Raw genomic sequence first — 18,772 nt, 5'->3', positions numbered from 1 at the left:
GCTCAAACACAAATAACGACATCGGAGCCGTGATGGCAGGAAACAGTATTGGACAAGTATTCCGCGTGACCACCTTTGGTGAGTCGCACGGGCTGGCACTGGGTTGTATCGTTGATGGCGTACCGCCTGGCATCGAACTGACCGAAGCAGATTTACAGCACGACCTCGACCGTCGTCGTCCGGGCACCTCTCGCTACACCACGCAGCGTCGCGAGCCGGACCAGGTTAAGATCCTTTCCGGCGTTTTCGAAGGCCGCACCACCGGCACCAGCATTGGTCTGCTGATTGAAAACACCGATCAGCGTTCCCAGGATTACGGTGCCATTAAAGACGTATTCCGTCCGGGCCATGCCGACTATACCTACGAGCAAAAATACGGCTTCCGCGACTATCGTGGCGGCGGACGTTCATCCGCGCGTGAAACCGCGATGCGCGTGGCGGCAGGGGCGATTGCCAAGAAATACCTGCAGCAGAAATTTGGCATCGTGATCCGCGGCTGTCTGACCCAGATGGGCGACATTCCGCTGGCGATCAAAGACTGGGACCTGGTTGAACAAAATCCGTTCTTCTGCGCTGATGCAGACAAGCTGGATGCGCTGGACGAACTGATGCGCGGCCTGAAAAAAGAGGGCGACTCCATCGGAGCCAAAGTCACCGTGGTGGCTGACGGCGTACCGCCAGGCTGGGGTGAGCCGGTATTTGACCGCCTCGACGCTGACATCGCCCACGCGCTGATGAGCATTAACGCGGTGAAGGGCGTGGAAATTGGCGACGGTTTTGACGTGGTTCAGCTTCGCGGCAGCCAGAACCGTGACGAAATCACGAAAGACGGTTTCCAGAGCAACCATGCGGGCGGCATTTTGGGTGGTATCAGCAGCGGACAGCAGATTATTGCCAACATTGCGCTGAAGCCGACCTCCAGTATAACCGTACCGGGTCATACCATTAACCGCTCTGGCGAAGAAGTTGAGATGATCACTAAAGGGCGTCACGATCCTTGCGTGGGTATCCGTGCGGTGCCGATCGCAGAAGCGATGCTGGCGATCGTGCTGATGGATCACTTCCTGCGCCAGCGCGCGCAGAATGCGGATGTGACGACCACCATTCCACGCTGGTAAACATGAAAAAAACCGTAATCGCTCTGCTGGCACTGCTTGCCAGTGGAGCCAGTCTGGCCGCCACCCCCTGGCAAAAAATCACCCACCCGGTGGCGGGAAGCGCGCAGTCTATAGGCGCTTTTTCCAACGGCTGTATTGTCGGCGCACAGGAACTTCCTTTGCAGTCTGACACTTATCAGGTGATGCGAACCGACCAGCGCCGTTATTTCGGCCACCCGGACCTGGTGCTGTTTATCCAGCGTCTGGGCAACCAGGTACATAACCTGGGGCTGGGCACGATGCTGATTGGCGATATGGGCATGCCTGCCGGAGGGCGTTTTAACGGCGGGCACGCCAGCCACCAGACCGGACTGGACGTAGATATCTTCCTGCAGTTGCCGAAAGCGCGCTGGAGTTCTGCACAGCTGTTGAAACCGCAGGCGCTGGATCTGGTTTCGCGCGACGGTAAACGCGTGGTGCCATCGCTCTGGTCACAGGATGTGTCCAGCATGATCAAGCTGGCGGCGAAAGATAACGACGTTACGCGAATTTTTGTTAACCCGGCGATTAAGCAGCAGCTCTGTCTGGATGCCGGAACCGATCGCGACTGGCTGCGCAAAGTGCGTCCGTGGTTCCAGCATCGTGCGCATATGCATGTCCGTCTGCGCTGCCCGGCGAACAGCCTTGAATGTGAAGATCAGCCACTTCCACCGCCAGGCGATGGCTGTGGTTATGAGCTGCAAAGCTGGTTTGAACCCGCCAAACCTGGAACCTCTAAGCCTGAGAAGAAGACACCGCCGCCGTTGCCGCCTTCCTGCCAGGCGCTACTGGATGAGCATGTACTTTAATGGATAATTTCGTCGATCTGTTTATGGTGTCACCGCTGCTGTTGGCGGTGCTCTTTTTTGTTGCGATGTTAGCCGGGTTTATCGATGCGCTGGCGGGCGGCGGCGGTTTACTGACCGTTCCGGCACTGCTGGCGGCGGGCATGAGTCCCGCTCAGGCGCTTGCCACCAACAAGTTGCAGGCTTGCGGTGGCTCACTCTCTGCGTCACTCTATTTTATTCGTCGCAAAGTGGTGAGCCTCGCCGATCAGAAACTCAATATCCTGATGACCTTTATCGGCTCGACCTCAGGCGCGCTGCTGGTTCAGCACGTGCAGTCTGACATTTTGCGCCAGATTTTGCCGGTGCTGGTTATCTGTATTGGCCTCTACTTTTTGCTGATGCCGCGGCTCGGTGAAGAAGACAGGCAGCGTCGTCTGCACGGTCTGCCGTTTGCGCTGATCGCTGGTGGCTGTGTCGGCTTTTACGATGGCTTCTTTGGTCCAGGTGCTGGTTCGTTCTACGCGCTGGCGTTTGTGACGCTTGCTGGTTTTAACCTCGCCAAATCCACCGCCCATGCCAAAGTGCTTAACGCCACCTCCAACGTTGGCGGCCTGCTACTGTTTATCATTGGCGGCAAAGTCATCTGGGCAACCGGGTTTGTGATGATGGCAGGACAGTTTTTGGGCGCGCGCGCGGGCTCGCGTCTGGTATTAAGTAAGGGGCAAAAGCTCATTCGCCCGATGATCGTTGTGGTCTCGGCGGTGATGAGTGCCAAACTGCTCTATGACAGCCACGGACAGGAGATCCTCCACTGGTTGGGGATGAACTAATGAACAGTACGCATAACTACGAACAGTTAATTGAGATTTTTAACGGCTGCTTTGCCGACGATTTTAATACCCGTCTGATTAAAGGCGACGACGAACCGATCTATCTTCCTGCAGATGATGAGGTTCCCTACCATCGCATCGTGTTCGCACACGGCTTCTATGCCAGTGGCTTACATGAGATTTCGCACTGGTGTATTGCGGGGAAAGCGCGTCGCGAGCTGGTGGACTTCGGTTACTGGTATTGCCCGGACGGGCGTGACGCCGCAACGCAAGGGCAGTTTGAAGATGTTGAAGTGAAACCCCAGGCGTTCGACTGGCTGTTCTGTGTGGCGGCAGGTTATCCGTTCAACGTCAGCTGTGACAACCTCGAAGGTGACTTCGAGCCAGACCGTATTGTTTTCCAGCGCCGCGTTCATGCGCAGGTGATGGAGTACCTTGAAAAGGGCATCCCGGAACGTCCGGCGCGCTTTATCAAGGCATTACAGGATTATTACCACACGCCGGAAATTACGGCGGAATGCTTCCCGTGGCCGGAAGATCTTTAACAGAGGAAAGAAGATGATCGCAGAATTTGAATCACGCATTCTGGCGTTAATTGATGACATGGTGGAACACGCCAGTGATGATGAGCTGTTCGCCAGCGGTTATCTGCGTGGTCACCTGACGCTGGCAATCGCCGAGCTGGAAGCAGGGGACGATCACTCTGCCGAAGCGGTGCACGAAGAAGTCACCCGTAGCCTGGAGAAAGCTATCCAGGCCGGTGAACTTTCTCCACGCGACCAGTCACTGGTGCTGGGCATGTGGGACAATTTGTTCCAGCAGGCTAAACGCTGAGCCATCGTTTTTCGCCCGGTGGCGCTGCGCTTACCGGGCCTACGAATATCCCCTCTCCCTGTGGGAGAGGGTTAGGGTGAGGGCACCAGGCCGCACTTTACTTAACCATTTTCCCCTTCAGCAGCTTCCGCACCCACAAGCGATTCGGATTCAGTCCCGCAAGCGTAACCCTGTCCAGCGGGATCGGCTCGCCGCTCATTTGCGCGGCCAACACTTCAGCCAGCAACGGCGCTGAGCACAACCCTCGTGACCCTAATCCACCCAGCATAAACAGTTCCGGATAGACCGGTGCGCTCACTGCCGTATCCCGGTTTTCTGCAAGGGCCTGATAGGCCTCAAGCGTTGCCTCGTAGTCCGGCACATTTCCTGCCATCGGCAGATGATCGCGGGTGGCACAGCGCACGCCACAGCGCGCTTCACCTGCGCTGATATCAACCTCTTTCGCCCAAACAGCCTGCGGGAAACAGTCAAGCAAGCGTTGACGGTTTTGCTGCTGATCCGCTTCGCTGTAATGCGTGTCCGTTTTACCGCGATGGTAACTGGCACCTATGCAGTGATGACCGTCAGACGGGTTTTGTGGCGTCAGATAGCCGTCATAACACAGCACCTGGCGAAGTTTCTCCAGCGTCGGCGCTGACGGAATATGGCTCACCTGTCCACCAACCGGATAAAGTGGCAGATTGTCTGTCTGGGTAAACTGGCTGATATTGTGCCCGTTCGCCAGCACCACGCAGGGATGCTGCGCTTCTTTGCCATCAGCAAAACGCAGATTCCAGCCTTCTGTCCGGCTAAGCGATTCAACTTTGTGCGCGTAGTGCACCGTCAGCCCACGTGATTGTGCCAGGGCTATCGCCGCAGCCGTCAGTTTGGCCGGGGACAGCCAGCCACCGAGCGGGTACTGAATACCGCCGCAGCCGGTATCGACGCCAGTGGTTTCAGCGACCTGCTGCGCATTCACCGCGCGGGCGATCGCTTGCGGCAGACCCAGGGACAGCATTTGCGCGATTTTCTGCTGGCTTTTCTCGTCCCAGCCGAGTTGCGTCACGCCGCACCAGTCATGGTCGAAGGTCACTGGCAGCATGTCATACAGACGACGGGCGAAAGTAAACGCCGCCGGGAAGAACTGGAACAGTGCAGGATCGTGAGCGCTCAGCAGGGGATAGAGTGCCCCCTGGCGATTTCCCGACGCGCCATTCGCAGGAGCGGCGTCGGCGCAGTAGAGCGTAACCTGCCAGCCACGCTGCAACAGCGCAAGCGAAAGCAGGGCGCTGGCGATCCCTCCGCCGATTATCGCCACCCCACGTGATGTGCTGGCGCTGCGTGCAAACCAGGGAGCCTGAGCGGGGAGCGCCAGCGTCTGATCCATTCTTCCGACCAGCATCTCGCGCTTGCGGCCAAAGCCTTTGGTCTTTTGCAGGGTAAAACCGGCCTCCTGCAACCCGCGGCGGACAAAGCCTGCCGAGGTAAACGTCGCAAGTGTTGCGCCAGGACGCGCCAGACGCGCCATCGCAGTAAACAGATGCTGACTCCACATGTCCGGGTTTTTCGCAGGTGCAAAACCGTCCAGGAACCACGCGTCCACTTTCTGATTCATTGAGTCGTCGAGTTTATCGGTCAGATCGTTGATGTCCCCCAGCCATAAATCGAGGGTGACGCGCCCGCCGTCCAGCAGCAGGCGATGGCAGCCGCCAATGGCCGGAGGCCACTGCGCCTGGAGTTGTTCCGCCCACGGTGCAAGTTCCGGCCAGTGCTGATGAGCAAGCCGCAGATCGTGTGCGGTGAGCGGAAATTTTTCGAAACTGATGAAATGTAATCTTTGTAGCGTAGCCTCAGGATGGGCGGAGCGAAACCGATCAAACGCCTGCCAGAGGGTCAGAAAATTCAGCCCGGTTCCGAAACCGCTTTCCGCCACGACAAAAAGACTGCGTGGATGGGTCGGAAAACGGACGCTGAGACGGTTTCCTTCAAGGAAAACATAACGGGTTTCTTCCAGTCCGTTATCATTAGAAAAGTAGACGTCATCAAAATCTCGGGAAACAGGTGTACCCTCAGCGTTGAATTCGAGGTTGGCGGGTTGTATAGCGTTTTGTTTCACGTAAGTTACTCGTCTGACAGGCAGTGGCACGATCTTAACGATGTGAGCCTGAGGGTGCAAATTTCCACAGAAAATGGCTGATCGGACTTGTTCGGCGTACAAGTGTACGCTATTGTGCGACTCGAAACTTATTATAGTGCGACTTACAGAGGTATTGAATGAAACGTGCAGTGATTACTGGCCTGGGCATTGTTTCCAGCATCGGTAATAACCAGCAGGAAGTCCTGGCATCTCTGCGTGAAGGACGCTCCGGGATCACTTTCTCTGAAGAGTTTAAAGATTCGGGAATGCGTAGCCACGTATGGGGTAACGTCAAACTGGACACCACCGGTTTGATTGACCGTAAAGTGGTTCGTTTCATGAACGATGCCTCTATCTACGCCTATCTTTCCATGCAGGAAGCGATCAAAGATGCTGGCCTGAGCGAAGACGTTTATCAGAACAACCCACGCGTGGGTCTGATTGCCGGTTCCGGCGGTTCGTCTAAAGCGCAGGTATTCGGTGCGGACGCGATGCGTAGCCCGCGCGGCCTGAAAGCGGTGGGTCCATACGTTGTGACCAAAGCGATGGGTTCAGCGGTTTCTGCCTGCCTCGCCACGCCGTTCAAAATCCACGGCGTTAACTACTCCATCAGCTCTGCGTGTGCAACGTCTGCTCACTGTATCGGTAACGCGGTCGAGCAGATCCAGCTGGGTAAACAGGACATCGTGTTTGCTGGCGGCGGCGAAGAGCTGGGCTGGGAAATGGCCTGTGAGTTCGATGCGATGGGCGCACTGTCCACCAAATACAACGAAACGCCGGAAAAAGCATCCCGTACCTATGATGCACACCGTGACGGTTTCATTATCGCTGGCGGCGGCGGTATGGTTGTGGTTGAAGAGCTGGAACACGCGCTGGCACGCGGTGCACACATCTACGCTGAGATCGTGGGCTACGGCGCAACGTCCGATGGCGCTGATATGGTTGCACCATCCGGTGAAGGCGCAGTGCGTTGCATGAAGATGGCGATGCACGGTGTTGATACGCCAATCGACTACCTGAACTCTCACGGTACTTCTACTCCGGTAGGCGACGTAAAAGAGCTGGGCGCGATCCGCGAAGTGTTCGGCGACAACAGCCCGGCTATCTCTGCAACCAAAGCCATGACCGGCCACTCTCTGGGGGCGGCTGGCGTGCAGGAAGCGATTTACTCTCTGCTGATGCTGGAAAATGGCTTTATCGCGCCAAGCATCAACATCGAAGAGATGGACGAGCAGGCGGCTGGCCTGAACATCGTCACTAAACCAACTGATGCGACGCTGACTACCGTCATGTCCAACAGCTTCGGTTTCGGCGGAACTAACGCCACGCTGGTGATGCGTAAGCTGAAAGCGTAAGTTTCACGCTTTGTGAGAAAGGAGCCTGATGGCTCCTTTTTTTATGCATTGACAACCAGCTGATCTCACAGGCAAACTTCACACCTCAACATTATCCTCACGATAATGCGTAAGCGTTTAACGTCATCCAACGCACCTTAATCCTGATAGTCAGGTAGAGGGGGCGTGGCTTTTCCCCGCCTTACTCTTCATTTCGGAGTAAAGCATGACTGCAGTAATTCAAACAGAAACAACCTCTTCAGCGAACGTCTCGCTGTTTCGTATCGCGTTTGCGGTATTCCTGACCTATATGACCGTTGGCCTGCCTTTGCCGGTGATCCCGTTGTTCGTTCACCAGGAGCTGGGCTATGGCAACACCATGGTTGGCATCGCCGTTGGTATTCAGTTTTTAGCCACGGTGTTAACCCGCGGTTATGCCGGACGCCTGGCCGATCAGCACGGGGCAAAACGCTCGGCGCTGCAGGGCATGTTCGCCTGCGGGCTGGCAGGCGGGGCGTGGCTGTTAGCCGCGTTGCTGCCGGTGGAGCCGATGTACAAATTTGCACTGCTGGTTGTGGGGCGCTTAATCCTCGGCTTTGGTGAGAGCCAGTTGCTGACTGGCACTCTGACCTGGGGAATGGGGCTGGTAGGCCCTGCGCGTTCGGGCAAAGTGATGTCCTGGAACGGCATGGCCATCTATGGCGCACTGGCAGCAGGCGCGCCGCTTGGGTTGCTCATCCACAGTCAGTTTGGGTTTGCCGCACTGGCCGGAACCACAATGGTGCTGCCGCTCCTGGCGTGGGCGTTCAACGGCTCGGTACGCAAAGTGCCGGCCCATAAAGGCGAACGTCCTTCGCTCTGGAGCGTGGTCGGCCAAATCTGGCAGCCGGGTCTTGGGCTGGCGCTGCAGGGTGTGGGTTTTGCGGTGATTGGCACCTTCGTTTCGCTGTACTTTATGAGCCGCGGCTGGGCGATGGCGGGCTTTACGCTCACCGCATTTGGCGGCGCGTTCGTCATGATGCGCGTGCTGTTTGGCTGGATGCCGGATCGCTTTGGCGGCGTGAAGGTTGCTGTCGTATCCCTGATGATTGAGACGGTGGGTCTGCTGCTGCTCTGGCATGCTCCGGTGGCACCTGTTGCGCTGTTGGGGGCCGCACTGACCGGCTGCGGTTGCTCGCTGATCTTCCCGGCGCTCGGCGTTGAGGTGGTCAAACGCGTCGCACCGCAGGTCCGCGGCACGGCGCTCGGCGGTTATGCGGCGTTTCAGGATATCTCATACGGCGTGACCGGGCCGCTGGCAGGGCTGCTGGCCACGTCGTTTGGCTACCCGTCTGTCTTCCTGGCCGGTGCGGTTTCTGCGGTGGTGGGGATCGTGGTGACGCTGGTGGCGTTTCGCAGGTCGTAGTTTTTGCCTGGTGGCGCTTCGCTTACCAGGCCTACAAACGCGCGAAGCGTAGGCCGGGTAAGGCGTAGCCGTCACCCGGCTGTTTTAAGTAACCAGCCAGAAAATCGCCAGCGCAATCATCAGCGCAATAAACATCAACCCTGGACGGGCAGACAGCGTTCTGAACGTTTCCACCACTGGCGCAAACAGCGGGCTGTAAATGGGCTGAATGTTGCGCACGTCCGGCACTCCGCCTTCCCGTTCGCTACGGCGAATAAAGATCTGATTCAGCAAATCCTGCACCTGCGCGGTAGTCAGCACCGTCTGCGGTGTGGCCTGCCACGTTTGCTGGGCATAGTCCCGAATTGCCTCAAATTCGTGCCGTTCGAGTGGCTGTTTAAGCGCCGCCTGCACCGTATGTAGCGTGGGGGAGGTCTGGGTGCTGAGCGTCTGACGTGCCTGCAGCCAGGTCACCAGATGGGTGAACTGTTTCGCCGGAATCAACTCTCCGCTTTTTACGCCAGACAATTCCAGCATCGATTGCCAGATCAGTTTTGTTGACTCGCCGGTAGCGGCGGCCAGTCTGGTCACCATCTGATTGAGCGTGTTGTGCTCCGCTGGCAGCAGCGGCCGCTCGGTCGCCGGGCGCTGTTGCGGTTGAGGAATAGAGAGTTGATTGCTTTGCAGCAGCGTCAGCACGGTTTTCAGCTGATCCGCCGTAAGCTGGCTCAGCGCGGTATGACCAAACTGTTGACGAATAAAATCACTCACCGCCTGACGGTTGTTCCCCTGACCTAACAGCTCAGTCAGCTGCGAGACTATCTGGCGGGTGGTGTGGTTTTGTTGTGCAGCGTTAATACGTTGATTCAGGTTTTGTTCAGCGGCGGGGAAGTGGCGCGACTGCAAAGGCGCATCGTTTCTGACGCCCAAATCATGCTTTACGCCCGACCATACCTCGGCATTTTGCTGAGAGGTCAGCGCAATCAGGCGCGTGATCAGTCGCTCCAGCACGGTGCGCTGTTGCGTGGATAGCGGTTGTTCACCTGCAACGTTTGGCGTGACAGGGCCTTCACCCGGAGGGCGTGGCGGCGTACCTGAAATAGGCTGCATCGTCAAAAATCCTTAAAGTCAAAACTCAGCGTTAACCCGGCATACGTATATGCCTGGCGGCGAGATTATGGCACACTTGGCAGGTTTTCTTCCTCTCAAACAGGTACTCAGACGTGAAAATCCTCGTTGATGAAAATATGCCTTACGCCCGCGAGCTATTCAGCCGCCTGGGCGATGTTAAGGCTGTCCCTGGTCGCCCAATTCCGGTCAACGAACTGGATGATGCCGACGCGCTGATGGTGCGTTCGGTGACCAAAGTAAATGAGGCGTTGCTCGCTGGCAAAGCGATTAAGTTTGTCGGGACTGCAACGGCCGGGACCGATCATGTGGATGACAAATGGCTTAAACAGGCGGGGATTGGCTTCTCTGCTGCGCCAGGCTGTAATGCCATTGCCGTGGTGGAATATGTTTTCTCCTCGTTACTGATGCTGGCCGAGCGTGACGGCTTTGCGCTGCAAGACCGCACGGTGGGCATAGTTGGTGTGGGCAACGTAGGCGGACGCCTGCAAAAACGTCTCGAAGCTCTGGGCATTCGCACTCTGCTGTGCGATCCGCCGCGTAAAGATAACGGTGATGAAGGGGATTTCCGCACGCTGGATGAGCTGGTTGCACAGTGCGATGTGCTCACCTTCCACACGCCGCTGTTTAAAGAGGGGCCGTATAAGTCGCTGCACCTGGCCGATGAAGCCCTAATCCGTCGTCTGAAGGCTGGCACTATTCTGATAAATGCCTGCCGCGGCCCGGTGGTGGATAACGCTGCGCTGCTGAAATGTCTGGAAGAGGGGCAGGATGTAAGCGTGGTGCTGGATGTCTGGGAGCCGGAGCCGGATCTCAACGTCTCTCTGCTTGAGAAAGTGGACGTCGCCACCGCGCATATCGCTGGTTACACGCTTGAAGGTAAAGCGCGCGGTACGACGCAGGTCTTTGAGGCCTACAGCGCCTTTATCGGCCATCCGCAGCAGGTGGCGCTGGATACCTTACTCCCTGCTCCTGAGTTCGGGCGCATTACCCTGCATGGTCCGCTGGATCAGGCAACGCTGAAAAGGCTGGTACATTTGGTGTATGATGTGCGCCGCGATGACGCGCTGCTGCGTAAATCAGCGGCTATTCCGGGTGAGTTTGATAAGCTGCGCAAGAACTACGTTGAGCGCCGCGAGTGGTCTTCCCTGTATGTGATGTGCGACGACGCAACGGCGGCGGCGCTGCTGCATAAACTGGGTTTTAACGCCGTTCACCATCCGGCACGTTAATATCTTCTTAATGCTCCCTGTTGGCTATACCGACAGGGACGCTTTTTTATTTCTGGAGTAAACCACCATGTCTGAAGGCTGGAACATTGCCATTTTAGGTGCCACGGGTGCCGTGGGTGAAGCCCTGCTCGAAACCCTTGCTGAGCGTCAGTTCCCGGTGGGTGAGATTTACGCACTGGCGCGTACCGACAGCGCGGGCGAGCATCTGCGTTTTGGCGGTAAATCCGTCATGGTTCAGGATGCGGCCGAATTCGACTGGACCCAGGCGCAGCTGGCATTTTTCGCAGCGGGCGCTGAAGCTACCGCCTCTTACATTGAAGAGGCCACCAACGCGGGCAGTCTGGTGATTGATCTGAGCGGCCTGTTCTCAATGGAGCCGGATGTCCCGCTGGTGGTGCCGGACGTGAACCCGTTTGTGCTGGCTGACTATCGTAATCGTAACATCATCGCGGTGCCGAACAGCCTGACCAGCCAGTTGCTTACCGCGCTGAAACCGTTGATCGACGACGGTGGCCTGTCGCGCATTACCGTGACCAGCCTGCTGTCTGCCTCTGCCAGTGGCAAAAAAGCGGTCGACGCGCTGGCAGGGCAGAGTGCGAAACTGCTGAACGGCGTCCCGATTGACGAAGACGATTTCTTTGGCCGCCAGCTTGCGTTCAATATGTTGCCATTGCTGCCGGATCGTGAAGGATCGGTGCGTGAAGAGCGCCGCATCGTCGATGAAGCGCGTAAAATTCTGCAGGATGACGGCCTGATGATCTCCGCCAGTTGCGTGCAGTCGCCGGTGTTTTACGGTCACGCACAGATGGTGAACTTTGAAGCCTTGCGTCCGCTGGCGGCAGAAGAAGCGCGCGATGCGTTTGGCCGTGGCGAAGATATTGTGCTCTCTGAAGAGAGCGAATTCCCGACGCAGGTGGGCGATGCCACCGGCAGCGCGCATCTCTCGGTTGGCTGCGTGCGTAACGATTACGGTATGCCGGAGCAGGTTCAGTTCTGGTCGGTTGCCGATAACGTTCGCTTCGGCGGCGCGCTGATGGCAGTCAAAATTGCCGAGAAACTGGTGCAGGAGTACCTGTACTGATGTCGGAAGTAGAACAAAAGCCGGTCCATAAAATTGCCCTCGGCATTGAGTACGATGGCAGTAAATATTATGGCTGGCAGCGTCAGAATGAGGTGCGCAGCGTCCAGGAAAAGCTGGAGAAAGCGCTCTCTCAGGTGGCGAATGAGCCGATTAACGTCTTCTGCGCGGGCCGCACCGACGCCGGCGTTCACGGCACGGGGCAGGTGGTTCACTTTGAAACTACCGCCGTGCGAAAGGATGCTGCCTGGACGCTCGGCGTAAATGCGAATTTGCCTGGTGACATCGCGGTGCGTTGGGTGAAAGCTGTGCCGGATGATTTTCACGCCCGTTTCAGCGCGACCGCGCGCCGTTACCGCTATGTTATCTACAATCAGCGTTTGCGTCCGGCGGTGTTAAGCCAGGGCGTGACGCATTTTTATGAACCGCTTGATGCAGAACGTATGCAGCGAGCGGCGCAGTGTTTGACTGGAGAAAATGATTTTACGTCGTTCCGTGCGGTGCAGTGTCAGTCCCGCACGCCGTGGCGTAACGTCATGCACATAAACGTCAGTCGTTTTGGCGCGTATGTGGTGGTGGATATCAAAGCCAATGCCTTTGTACATCATATGGTGCGGAATATTGTTGGCAGCCTGATGGAAGTAGGTGCCGGACACCAGCCGGAGAGCTGGATTGCAGAACTGCTGGCAGCGAAGGACAGAACGCTTGCGGCAGCCACGGCGAAAGCGGAAGGGCTGTATCTGGTATCGGTAGATTATCCGGACCGGTTTGACCTGCCAAAACCGCCAATGGGCCCGCTGTTTTTAGCGGACTAAACAAAGGTGCAATTAAGGCTTAGACAATATGGACGTAATACGTTTTCTGATTGATTTCATCCTGCATATTGATGTTCATCTGGCAGAGCTGGTCGCGCAGTATGGCGTCTGGGTATATGCCATTCTGTTCCTCATTCTGTTTTGTGAAACCGGTCTGGTTGTTACCCCGTTCCTGCCGGGCGATTCGCTGCTGTTTGTGGCCGGTGCGCTGTCTGCATTGCCAACCAATGACCTGAATGTGCATCTGATGGTGGTGCTGATGGTCATCGCCGCGATTGTCGGTGATGCGGTCAATTACACCATCGGGCGGGTGTTCGGCGAGCGGTTATTCAGCAACCCGGACTCGAAAATTTTCCGCCGCAGCTATTTAGACAAGACTCATGCGTTCTATGAACGTCATGGCGGGAAAACCATTATCCTTGCCCGTTTTGTGCCTATTGTGCGTACATTTGCACCGTTTGTGGCGGGCATGGGGCATATGTCCTATCGTCATTTTGCGATGTACAACGTCGTCGGGGCACTGCTGTGGGTGCTGCTGTTTACCTATGCGGGCTACCTGTTTGGCGATCTGCCTGTGGTTCAGGAAAACCTTAAGTTACTGATTGTAGCGATTATTGTGCTTTCCGTTCTGCCGGGCGTCATTGAAATTATTCGTCATAAACGTGCGGCGGCAAAACAAGCGAAGTAAATGCGCACTGGCGGTTCGACCACTTTTTTATCCAAAGTTTCGGGCTGTTATGTTTTAATGTGCAACATTCATGGTCTGTTGGAGGCAAAAATGGCATTATTCGCCTCTTACAGCAAAACTGGCATACGACCAGGTTCAGGCAGAAAGGTTATCAATGAGCTGGATTGAACGAATTAAAAGCAACATTACCCCGACTCGCAAAGCGAGCATTCCTGAAGGGGTGTGGACGAAGTGTGATAGCTGCGGCCAGGTTCTGTATCGCGCGGAGCTGGAACGCAATCTTGAGGTGTGTCCGAAGTGCGACCACCACATGCGTATGTCGGCGCGTAACCGCCTGCATAGCCTGCTGGACGAAGGCTCTCTGGTAGAGCTGGGTAGCGAACTTGAGCCAAAAGACGTGCTCAAATTCCGCGATTCCAAAAAATACAAAGACCGTCTGGCCTCTGCACAAAAAGAGACTGGCGAGAAAGACGCGCTGATCGTCATGAAAGGCACCCTGCATGAGATGCCGGTTGTTGCCGCAGCGTTTGAGTTCTCCTTTATGGGCGGCTCAATGGGCTCTGTGGTCGGTGCGCGTTTCGTGCGTGCCGTAGAGCAGGCGCTGGAAGATAACTGCCCGCTGATCTGCTTCTCCGCCTCCGGTGGCGCGCGTATGCAGGAAGCGCTGATGTCCCTGATGCAGATGGCGAAAACCTCTGCAGCGCTGGCGAAAATGCAGGAGCGTGGTCTGCCGTATATCTCCGTGCTGACCGACCCAACCATGGGGGGCGTCTCTGCAAGTTTCGCGATGCTGGGCGATCTCAACATCGCTGAGCCTAAAGCACTGATCGGCTTTGCCGGTCCTCGCGTTATCGAACAGACGGTTCGTGAAAAACTGCCGCCGGGCTTCCAGCGCAGTGAGTTCCTCATCGAGAAAGGCGCTATCGACATGATCGTCCGCCGCCCGGAAATGCGCCTGAAACTGGCAAGCATCCTGGCGAAGCTGATGAATCTGCCATCGCCAAACCCGGATGAGCCGCGCGAAGGCGTGGTCGTACCGGATCAGGAACCCGAGGCCTGATAACTGAAAAGGGCAGGGCCGGTTGGCGCTGCCCTTTTGCTTTCTAAACCGTTAATGACAACCGGGCATTATGGAAAATAAAAGCATTCCCCAAGCCACGTCGCCCCTCGCTGCGTGGCTTTCTTATCTGGAAAACCTGCACAGTAAAACCATCGATATGGGGCTTGAGCGCGTAAGCCAGGTCGCCGCGCGTCTTGATGTGCTGAAACCCGCGCCTTTCGTGTTTACCGTTGCCGGAACTAACGGCAAAGGCACCACCTGCCGCACACTGGAATCGGTTTTGATGGCAGCCGGTTATAAGGTTGGCGTTTACAGCTCTCCGCATCTGGTGCGTTATACCGAGCGCGTGCGGGTGCAAAATACCGAACTGCCGGAATCGGCACATACTGCGTCGTTCGCGGAAATTGAAGCGGCGCGCGGTGAGATCTCCTTAACCTATTTTGAATACGGCACTTTGTCGGCGCTCTGGCTGTTCAAACAGGCGCAACTGGACGTAGTCATTCTGGAAGTTGGCTTAGGCGGGCGTCTGGATGCCACCAATATGGTGGATGCGGACGTGGCGGTGGTCACCAGCATCGCGCTGGATCATACCGACTGGCTGGGGCCGGATCGTGAAAGCATTGGCCGTGAGAAAGCCGGTATTTTCCGCACAGGTAAACCTGCCGTTGTGGGCGAACCGGATATGCCGCACACCATTGCAGACGTTGCAAACGAGAAGGGCGCACGTTTGCTGCGTCGCGGTGTGGACTGGCAGTATGACGTAACAACTGATGGCTGGCGCTTTAGCGATGCGCAGGGCACGCTGGACAACCTGCCATTGCCGCAGGTGCCGCAGCCTAACGCCGCCACCGCGCTGGCAGCGCTGCGTGCCAGCAACCTTACGGTGAGCGAACAGGCGATCCGCGAGGGCATCCAGAATGCTCTCCTGCCGGGGCGTTTCCAGATTGTCAGTGAGTCTCCGCGTCTGATTCTGGACGTGGCACATAACCCGCATGCGGCGGCGTATCTCGCAGGACGTCTCAAATCGTTACCAAAAACCGGGCGCGTGCTGGCAGTTATCGGTATGCTTCATGATAAAGATATCGGCGGCACGCTGGCCTGCATGGAGAGTGTGGTCGATAGCTGGTATTGTGCTCCTCTGGAGGGGCCGCGTGGTGCCACGGCTGAACAATTGATGGAACATCTCGGCAAAGGTGCAATCTACAATAGCGTGGCGCAGGCCTGGCATGCCGCGATGGCGGATGCTAAACCAGAAGATACCGTGCTGGTGTGTGGCTCATTCCACACGGTGGCACATGTCATGGAAGTGATGGACGCGGGGAGAACCGGTGGCGAGTAAGTTTCAGAACCGTTTAACAGGAACGATTGTGCTGGTCGCGCTCGGGGTGATTATTCTCCCCGGACTGCTCGACGGGCAGAAAAAGCATTACCAGGATGAGTTTGCAGCCATTCCGCTGGTGCCAAAACCGGGCGATCGTGACGAGCCCGATATGCTGCCCGCAGCGACGCAGGCACTTCCTGCTCAGCCGCCAGAAGGTGCAGCGGAAGAAGTCCGGGCAGGCGATGCGGCAGCGCCGTCTCTTGATCCGTCGCGTCTGGCGGCGAATAACAATATTGAGATTGATCCGGTTCCGGTAGAGCAGCCTAAACCTGTCGAGAAACCAAAGCCGGTTGAAAAGCTGCAGCCAAAACCGCAACGGGATAAAGCGGCAGAGCAGCTGGCGGCTGCGTCAGAAACGCCACCACCGGCGAAACAAGACGCGGCACCCACCGGAAAAGCCTACGTTGTGCAGCTCGGCGCACTAAAAAATGCCGATAAAGTTAATGAGGTCGTGGGTAAACTGCGCAGTGCGGGATATCGTGTTTACACTTCACCTTCCACGCCAGTACAGGGTAAAATTACCCGTATTCTTGTCGGGCCGGAGGCCTCAAAAGATAAGCTGAAAGGATCGCTTGGCGAACTGAAGCAAATCTCCGGGCTGAGCGGCGTGGTGATGAATTACAGCGCGAACTGATTAAGATCTACCCCCTCACCCCGGCCTCTCCCCAACGGGGAGAGGGTGAAAATCGCATCGAGCTTGTTTGTATCAGACTGCATCGTACAGTCCCCTCTCCCCTTTGGGGAGAGGGTTAGGGTGAGGGGGCGTTGAACATTTTTTCAGCGCCTTTTTTATTTACGCGCGGGAAGGAAAACCCTACGCAAACGTTTTCTTTTTCTGTTAGAATTCGCCCCGAACTGGATGACAGGGCGTTAAATCGTGGGACACATATGGTCTGGATTGATTACGCCATCATTGCGGTGATTGGTTTTTCCTGTCTGGTTAGCCTGATCCGTGGCTTTGTTCGTGAAGCGTTATCGCTGGTGACTTGGGGTTGTGCTTTCTTTGTTGCCAGTCATTACTACACTTACCTGTCTGTCTGGTTCACGGGCTTTGAAGATGAACTGGTCCGAAACGGAATCGCCATCGCGGTGCTGTTTATCGCGACGCTGATTGTCGGCGCTATCGTCAATTACGTGATAGGCCAGCTGGTCGAGAAAACCGGTCTGTCAGGCACGGACAGGGTGCTTGGCATCTGTTTCGGGGCGTTGCGAGGCGTGCTGATAGTGGCCGCGATCCTGTTCTTCCTGGATACCTTCACCGGGTTCTCTAAAAGTGAAGACTGGCAGAAATCGCAGCTCATTCCAGAGTTCAGCTTCATCATCAGATGGTTCTTTGACTATCTGCAAAGCTCGTCAAGTTTCTTGCCCAGGGCATAAACCCTGAGATGTGGCTTAACGAGGAAAAGACGAATGTGCGGTATTGTCGGTATCGCCGGTTTCATGCCGGTAAACCAGTCGATTTATGACGCGTTAACGGTGCTTCAGCACCGTGGGCAGGATGCTGCGGGTATCATCACCATTGATGCAAACAACTGCTTCCGTTTACGTAAGGCGAACGGCCTGGTAAACGATGTGTTTGAAGCCCGCCATATGCAGCGTCTGCAAGGTAATATGGGGATCGGTCACGTTCGTTATCCTACTGCTGGCAGTTCCAGCGCCTCTGAGGCTCAGCCTTTCTACGTTAACTCCCCGTATGGCATCACGCTTGCCCACAACGGCAACCTGACCAACGCGCATGAGCTGCGTAAAAAGCTGTTCGAAGAGAAACGTCGCCACATTAACACCACTTCTGATTCTGAAATCCTGCTCAATATCTTTGCCAGTGAGCTGGATAACTTCCGTCATTATCCGCTGGAAGCCGACAACATCTTTGCCGCCGTTGCTGCAACCAATCGCCTGATCCGTGGGGCTTATGCCTGCGTGGCGATGATTATTGGCCACGGCATGGTGGCCTTCCGCGATCCAAACGGCATTCGTCCACTGGTGCTCGGCAAGCGCGATCTTGGCGATGGCCGCACCGAGTATATGGTGGCTTCCGAAAGCGTGGCGCTGGATACCCTGGGCTTTGAGTTCCTGCGTGACGTTGCGCCGGGCGAAGCGGTCTACATCACCGAGAAGGGCCAGCTGTTTACCCGTCAGTGTGCCGACAACCCGGTCAGCAACCCGTGCCTGTTTGAGTACGTATACTTCGCCCGTCCGGATTCGTTCATTGATAAGATTTCCGTCTACAGCGCGCGCGTGAACATGGGGACCAAACTGGGTGAGAAGATTGCCCGCGAATGGGACGATCTTGACATCGACGTCGTTATCCCGATCCCGGAAACCTCCTGTGATATCGCGCTGGAAATCGCCCGCATTCTGGACAAACCGTACCGTCAGGGCTTTGTGAAAAACCGCTACGTTGGGCGCACCTTTATCATGCCTGGACAGCAGCTTCGCCGTAAGTCAGTGCGTCGCAAGCTGAACGCCAACCGTGCGGAATTCCGCGACAAGAATGTCCTGCTGGTGGATGACTCTATTGTGCGTGGCACCACCTCTGAGCAAATTATCGAGATGGCGCGTGAAGCCGGTGCGAAGAAAGTGTACCTGGCCTCTGCCGCACCGGAAATTCGTTTCCCGAATGTGTACGGCATTGATATGCCGACCGCCAACGAACTGATTGCTCATGGTCGTGAAGTGGACGAAATTCGCCAGATCATCGGGGCCGACGGCCTGATTTTCCAGGATCTGAACGATCTGATCGACGCGGTACGTGCCGAGAATCCGGATATTCAGCAGTTCGAATGCTCCGTGTTTAATGGCATCTACGTGACCAAAGACGTCGACCAGCAGTATCTCGACTACCTTGACTCGCTGCGTAACGACGACGCGAAAGCCGTTCAACTGCAAAACGATCTTGAAAGTTTAGAGATGCACAACGAAGGTTGATGCCTCTGCAAGTGAGGGTATATGCCCTCACTTGCAACTC

Annotated in this window: 18 protein-coding genes; 16 read left to right on the top strand and 2 right to left on the bottom strand. The window is 56.3% G+C overall.

Annotated elements, in window-relative coordinates; translation table 11 throughout:
- The first annotated feature begins 32 nt into the window (after window positions 1-32).
- Genes aroC through EoCCA6_RS05015 form a run of 5 tightly spaced genes read left to right on the top strand, consistent with a single transcriptional unit; the run spans window position 33 to window position 3,588 of the window.
- The gene (gene aroC, locus EoCCA6_RS05035) at window positions 33-1,118 is read left to right on the top strand and encodes a chorismate synthase (protein ID WP_152081747.1); all 1,086 of its coding nucleotides are present in this window, start codon (window positions 33-35) and stop codon (window positions 1,116-1,118) included.
- Between the two features lie 2 nt (window positions 1,119-1,120).
- The gene (mepA, locus tag EoCCA6_RS05030) at window positions 1,121-1,945 is read left to right on the top strand and encodes a penicillin-insensitive murein endopeptidase (protein ID WP_152081746.1); all 825 of its coding nucleotides are present in this window, start codon (window positions 1,121-1,123) and stop codon (window positions 1,943-1,945) included.
- Window positions 1,945-2,754, top strand: a complete 810-nt coding sequence (locus tag EoCCA6_RS05025) for a sulfite exporter TauE/SafE family protein (protein ID WP_152081745.1) — start codon at window positions 1,945-1,947, stop codon at window positions 2,752-2,754. Before mepA ends, EoCCA6_RS05025 begins: the two co-directional genes overlap by 1 nt.
- Complete coding sequence (locus EoCCA6_RS05020) at window positions 2,754-3,299, top strand: elongation factor P hydroxylase (protein ID WP_152081744.1); 546 nt, start codon at window positions 2,754-2,756, stop codon at window positions 3,297-3,299. Before EoCCA6_RS05025 ends, EoCCA6_RS05020 begins: the two co-directional genes overlap by 1 nt.
- Before the next feature lie 13 nt (window positions 3,300-3,312).
- Complete coding sequence (locus EoCCA6_RS05015) at window positions 3,313-3,588, top strand: YfcL family protein (protein ID WP_152081743.1); 276 nt, start codon at window positions 3,313-3,315, stop codon at window positions 3,586-3,588.
- A gap of 97 nt (window positions 3,589-3,685) precedes the next feature.
- On the opposite strand, the gene mnmC is transcribed toward EoCCA6_RS05015, so the two are convergent.
- A complete protein-coding gene (mnmC, locus tag EoCCA6_RS05010) occupies window positions 3,686-5,683 on the bottom strand; it encodes a bifunctional tRNA (5-methylaminomethyl-2-thiouridine)(34)-methyltransferase MnmC2/FAD-dependent 5-carboxymethylaminomethyl-2-thiouridine(34) oxidoreductase MnmC1 (protein ID WP_152081742.1) in 1,998 nt (665 codons plus the stop codon).
- Between the two features lie 158 nt (window positions 5,684-5,841).
- Between mnmC and fabB the strand changes: the two genes are divergently transcribed.
- The gene (gene fabB / locus EoCCA6_RS05005; RefSeq protein WP_152081741.1) at window positions 5,842-7,059 is read left to right on the top strand and encodes a beta-ketoacyl-ACP synthase I; all 1,218 of its coding nucleotides are present in this window, start codon (window positions 5,842-5,844) and stop codon (window positions 7,057-7,059) included.
- A 205-nt stretch (window positions 7,060-7,264) separates the two neighbouring features.
- The gene (locus EoCCA6_RS05000) at window positions 7,265-8,443 is read left to right on the top strand and encodes an MFS transporter (RefSeq protein ID WP_152081740.1); all 1,179 of its coding nucleotides are present in this window, start codon (window positions 7,265-7,267) and stop codon (window positions 8,441-8,443) included.
- A gap of 84 nt (window positions 8,444-8,527) precedes the next feature.
- On the opposite strand, the gene flk is transcribed toward EoCCA6_RS05000, so the two are convergent.
- Complete coding sequence (flk, locus tag EoCCA6_RS04990; protein ID WP_152081739.1) at window positions 8,528-9,532, bottom strand: flagella biosynthesis regulator Flk; 1,005 nt, start codon at window positions 9,530-9,532, stop codon at window positions 8,528-8,530.
- Between the two features lie 113 nt (window positions 9,533-9,645).
- Between flk and pdxB the strand changes: the two genes are divergently transcribed.
- The 9 genes from pdxB (at window position 9,646) to purF (ending at window position 18,732) form a co-directional block, all read left to right on the top strand.
- On the top strand, window positions 9,646-10,782 hold the full coding sequence (gene pdxB, locus EoCCA6_RS04985) for a 4-phosphoerythronate dehydrogenase PdxB (RefSeq protein ID WP_152081738.1): 1,137 nt from the start codon (window positions 9,646-9,648) through the stop codon (window positions 10,780-10,782).
- Window positions 10,783-10,849: 67 nt separating this feature from the next.
- Window positions 10,850-11,863 carry an aspartate-semialdehyde dehydrogenase gene (locus tag EoCCA6_RS04980; RefSeq protein WP_152081737.1) on the top strand — a complete coding sequence of 338 codons (1,014 nt, stop codon included), beginning with the start codon at window positions 10,850-10,852 and terminating at the stop codon, window positions 11,861-11,863.
- Window positions 11,863-12,675, top strand: coding sequence for a tRNA pseudouridine(38-40) synthase TruA (gene truA, locus EoCCA6_RS04975; protein ID WP_152081736.1), 813 nt, complete (start codon window positions 11,863-11,865; stop codon window positions 12,673-12,675). Before EoCCA6_RS04980 ends, truA begins: the two co-directional genes overlap by 1 nt.
- A gap of 28 nt (window positions 12,676-12,703) precedes the next feature.
- On the top strand, window positions 12,704-13,363 hold the full coding sequence (locus EoCCA6_RS04970; protein ID WP_008502599.1) for a DedA family protein: 660 nt from the start codon (window positions 12,704-12,706) through the stop codon (window positions 13,361-13,363).
- Between the two features lie 154 nt (window positions 13,364-13,517).
- Window positions 13,518-14,423 (top strand): acetyl-CoA carboxylase, carboxyltransferase subunit beta, encoded by a 906-nt coding sequence (gene accD, locus EoCCA6_RS04965; protein WP_152081735.1) that lies wholly within the window; start codon window positions 13,518-13,520, stop codon window positions 14,421-14,423.
- A 70-nt stretch (window positions 14,424-14,493) separates the two neighbouring features.
- On the top strand, window positions 14,494-15,762 hold the full coding sequence (gene folC / locus EoCCA6_RS04960; protein WP_152081734.1) for a bifunctional tetrahydrofolate synthase/dihydrofolate synthase: 1,269 nt from the start codon (window positions 14,494-14,496) through the stop codon (window positions 15,760-15,762).
- The gene (gene dedD, locus EoCCA6_RS04955) at window positions 15,752-16,438 is read left to right on the top strand and encodes a cell division protein DedD (protein ID WP_152081733.1); all 687 of its coding nucleotides are present in this window, start codon (window positions 15,752-15,754) and stop codon (window positions 16,436-16,438) included. Before folC ends, dedD begins: the two co-directional genes overlap by 11 nt.
- Window positions 16,439-16,692: 254 nt before the next feature.
- A complete protein-coding gene (gene cvpA, locus EoCCA6_RS04950) occupies window positions 16,693-17,181 on the top strand; it encodes a colicin V production protein (RefSeq protein WP_000262116.1) in 489 nt (162 codons plus the stop codon).
- A 33-nt stretch (window positions 17,182-17,214) separates the two neighbouring features.
- Window positions 17,215-18,732, top strand: a complete 1,518-nt coding sequence (purF, locus tag EoCCA6_RS04945) for an amidophosphoribosyltransferase (RefSeq protein WP_152081732.1) — start codon at window positions 17,215-17,217, stop codon at window positions 18,730-18,732.
- Window positions 18,733-18,772: the final 40 nt, after the last annotated feature.

The organism is Enterobacter oligotrophicus (assembly GCF_009176645.1).
Taxonomy (GTDB): domain Bacteria; phylum Pseudomonadota; class Gammaproteobacteria; order Enterobacterales; family Enterobacteriaceae; genus Enterobacter; species Enterobacter oligotrophicus.
The sequence above is the reverse complement of the archived record's forward strand: the minus strand, read 5'-3'. Positions and strand labels throughout refer to the sequence as shown.

Excerpts from the sequence above, each read along its gene's own strand:
- flk (WP_152081739.1), bottom strand. The coding sequence starts at position 9,532 with ATGCAGCCTATTTCAGGTACGCCGCCACGCCCTCCGGGTGAAGGCCCT.
- EoCCA6_RS05015 (WP_152081743.1), top strand. The coding sequence starts at position 3,313 with ATGATCGCAGAATTTGAATCACGCATTCTGGCGTTAATTGATGACATG.
- cvpA (WP_000262116.1), top strand. The coding sequence starts at position 16,693 with ATGGTCTGGATTGATTACGCCATCATTGCGGTGATTGGTTTTTCCTGT.
- purF (WP_152081732.1), top strand. The coding sequence starts at position 17,215 with ATGTGCGGTATTGTCGGTATCGCCGGTTTCATGCCGGTAAACCAGTCG.
- fabB (WP_152081741.1), top strand. The coding sequence starts at position 5,842 with ATGAAACGTGCAGTGATTACTGGCCTGGGCATTGTTTCCAGCATCGGT.
- aroC (WP_152081747.1), top strand. The coding sequence starts at position 33 with ATGGCAGGAAACAGTATTGGACAAGTATTCCGCGTGACCACCTTTGGT.
- EoCCA6_RS05025 (WP_152081745.1), top strand. The coding sequence starts at position 1,945 with ATGGATAATTTCGTCGATCTGTTTATGGTGTCACCGCTGCTGTTGGCG.
- accD (WP_152081735.1), top strand. The coding sequence starts at position 13,518 with ATGAGCTGGATTGAACGAATTAAAAGCAACATTACCCCGACTCGCAAA.
- EoCCA6_RS04980 (WP_152081737.1), top strand. The coding sequence starts at position 10,850 with ATGTCTGAAGGCTGGAACATTGCCATTTTAGGTGCCACGGGTGCCGTG.
- mepA (WP_152081746.1), top strand. The coding sequence starts at position 1,121 with ATGAAAAAAACCGTAATCGCTCTGCTGGCACTGCTTGCCAGTGGAGCC.
- folC (WP_152081734.1), top strand. The coding sequence starts at position 14,494 with ATGGAAAATAAAAGCATTCCCCAAGCCACGTCGCCCCTCGCTGCGTGG.
- EoCCA6_RS05000 (WP_152081740.1), top strand. The coding sequence starts at position 7,265 with ATGACTGCAGTAATTCAAACAGAAACAACCTCTTCAGCGAACGTCTCG.
- EoCCA6_RS05020 (WP_152081744.1), top strand. The coding sequence starts at position 2,754 with ATGAACAGTACGCATAACTACGAACAGTTAATTGAGATTTTTAACGGC.
- EoCCA6_RS04970 (WP_008502599.1), top strand. The coding sequence starts at position 12,704 with ATGGACGTAATACGTTTTCTGATTGATTTCATCCTGCATATTGATGTT.
- truA (WP_152081736.1), top strand. The coding sequence starts at position 11,863 with ATGTCGGAAGTAGAACAAAAGCCGGTCCATAAAATTGCCCTCGGCATT.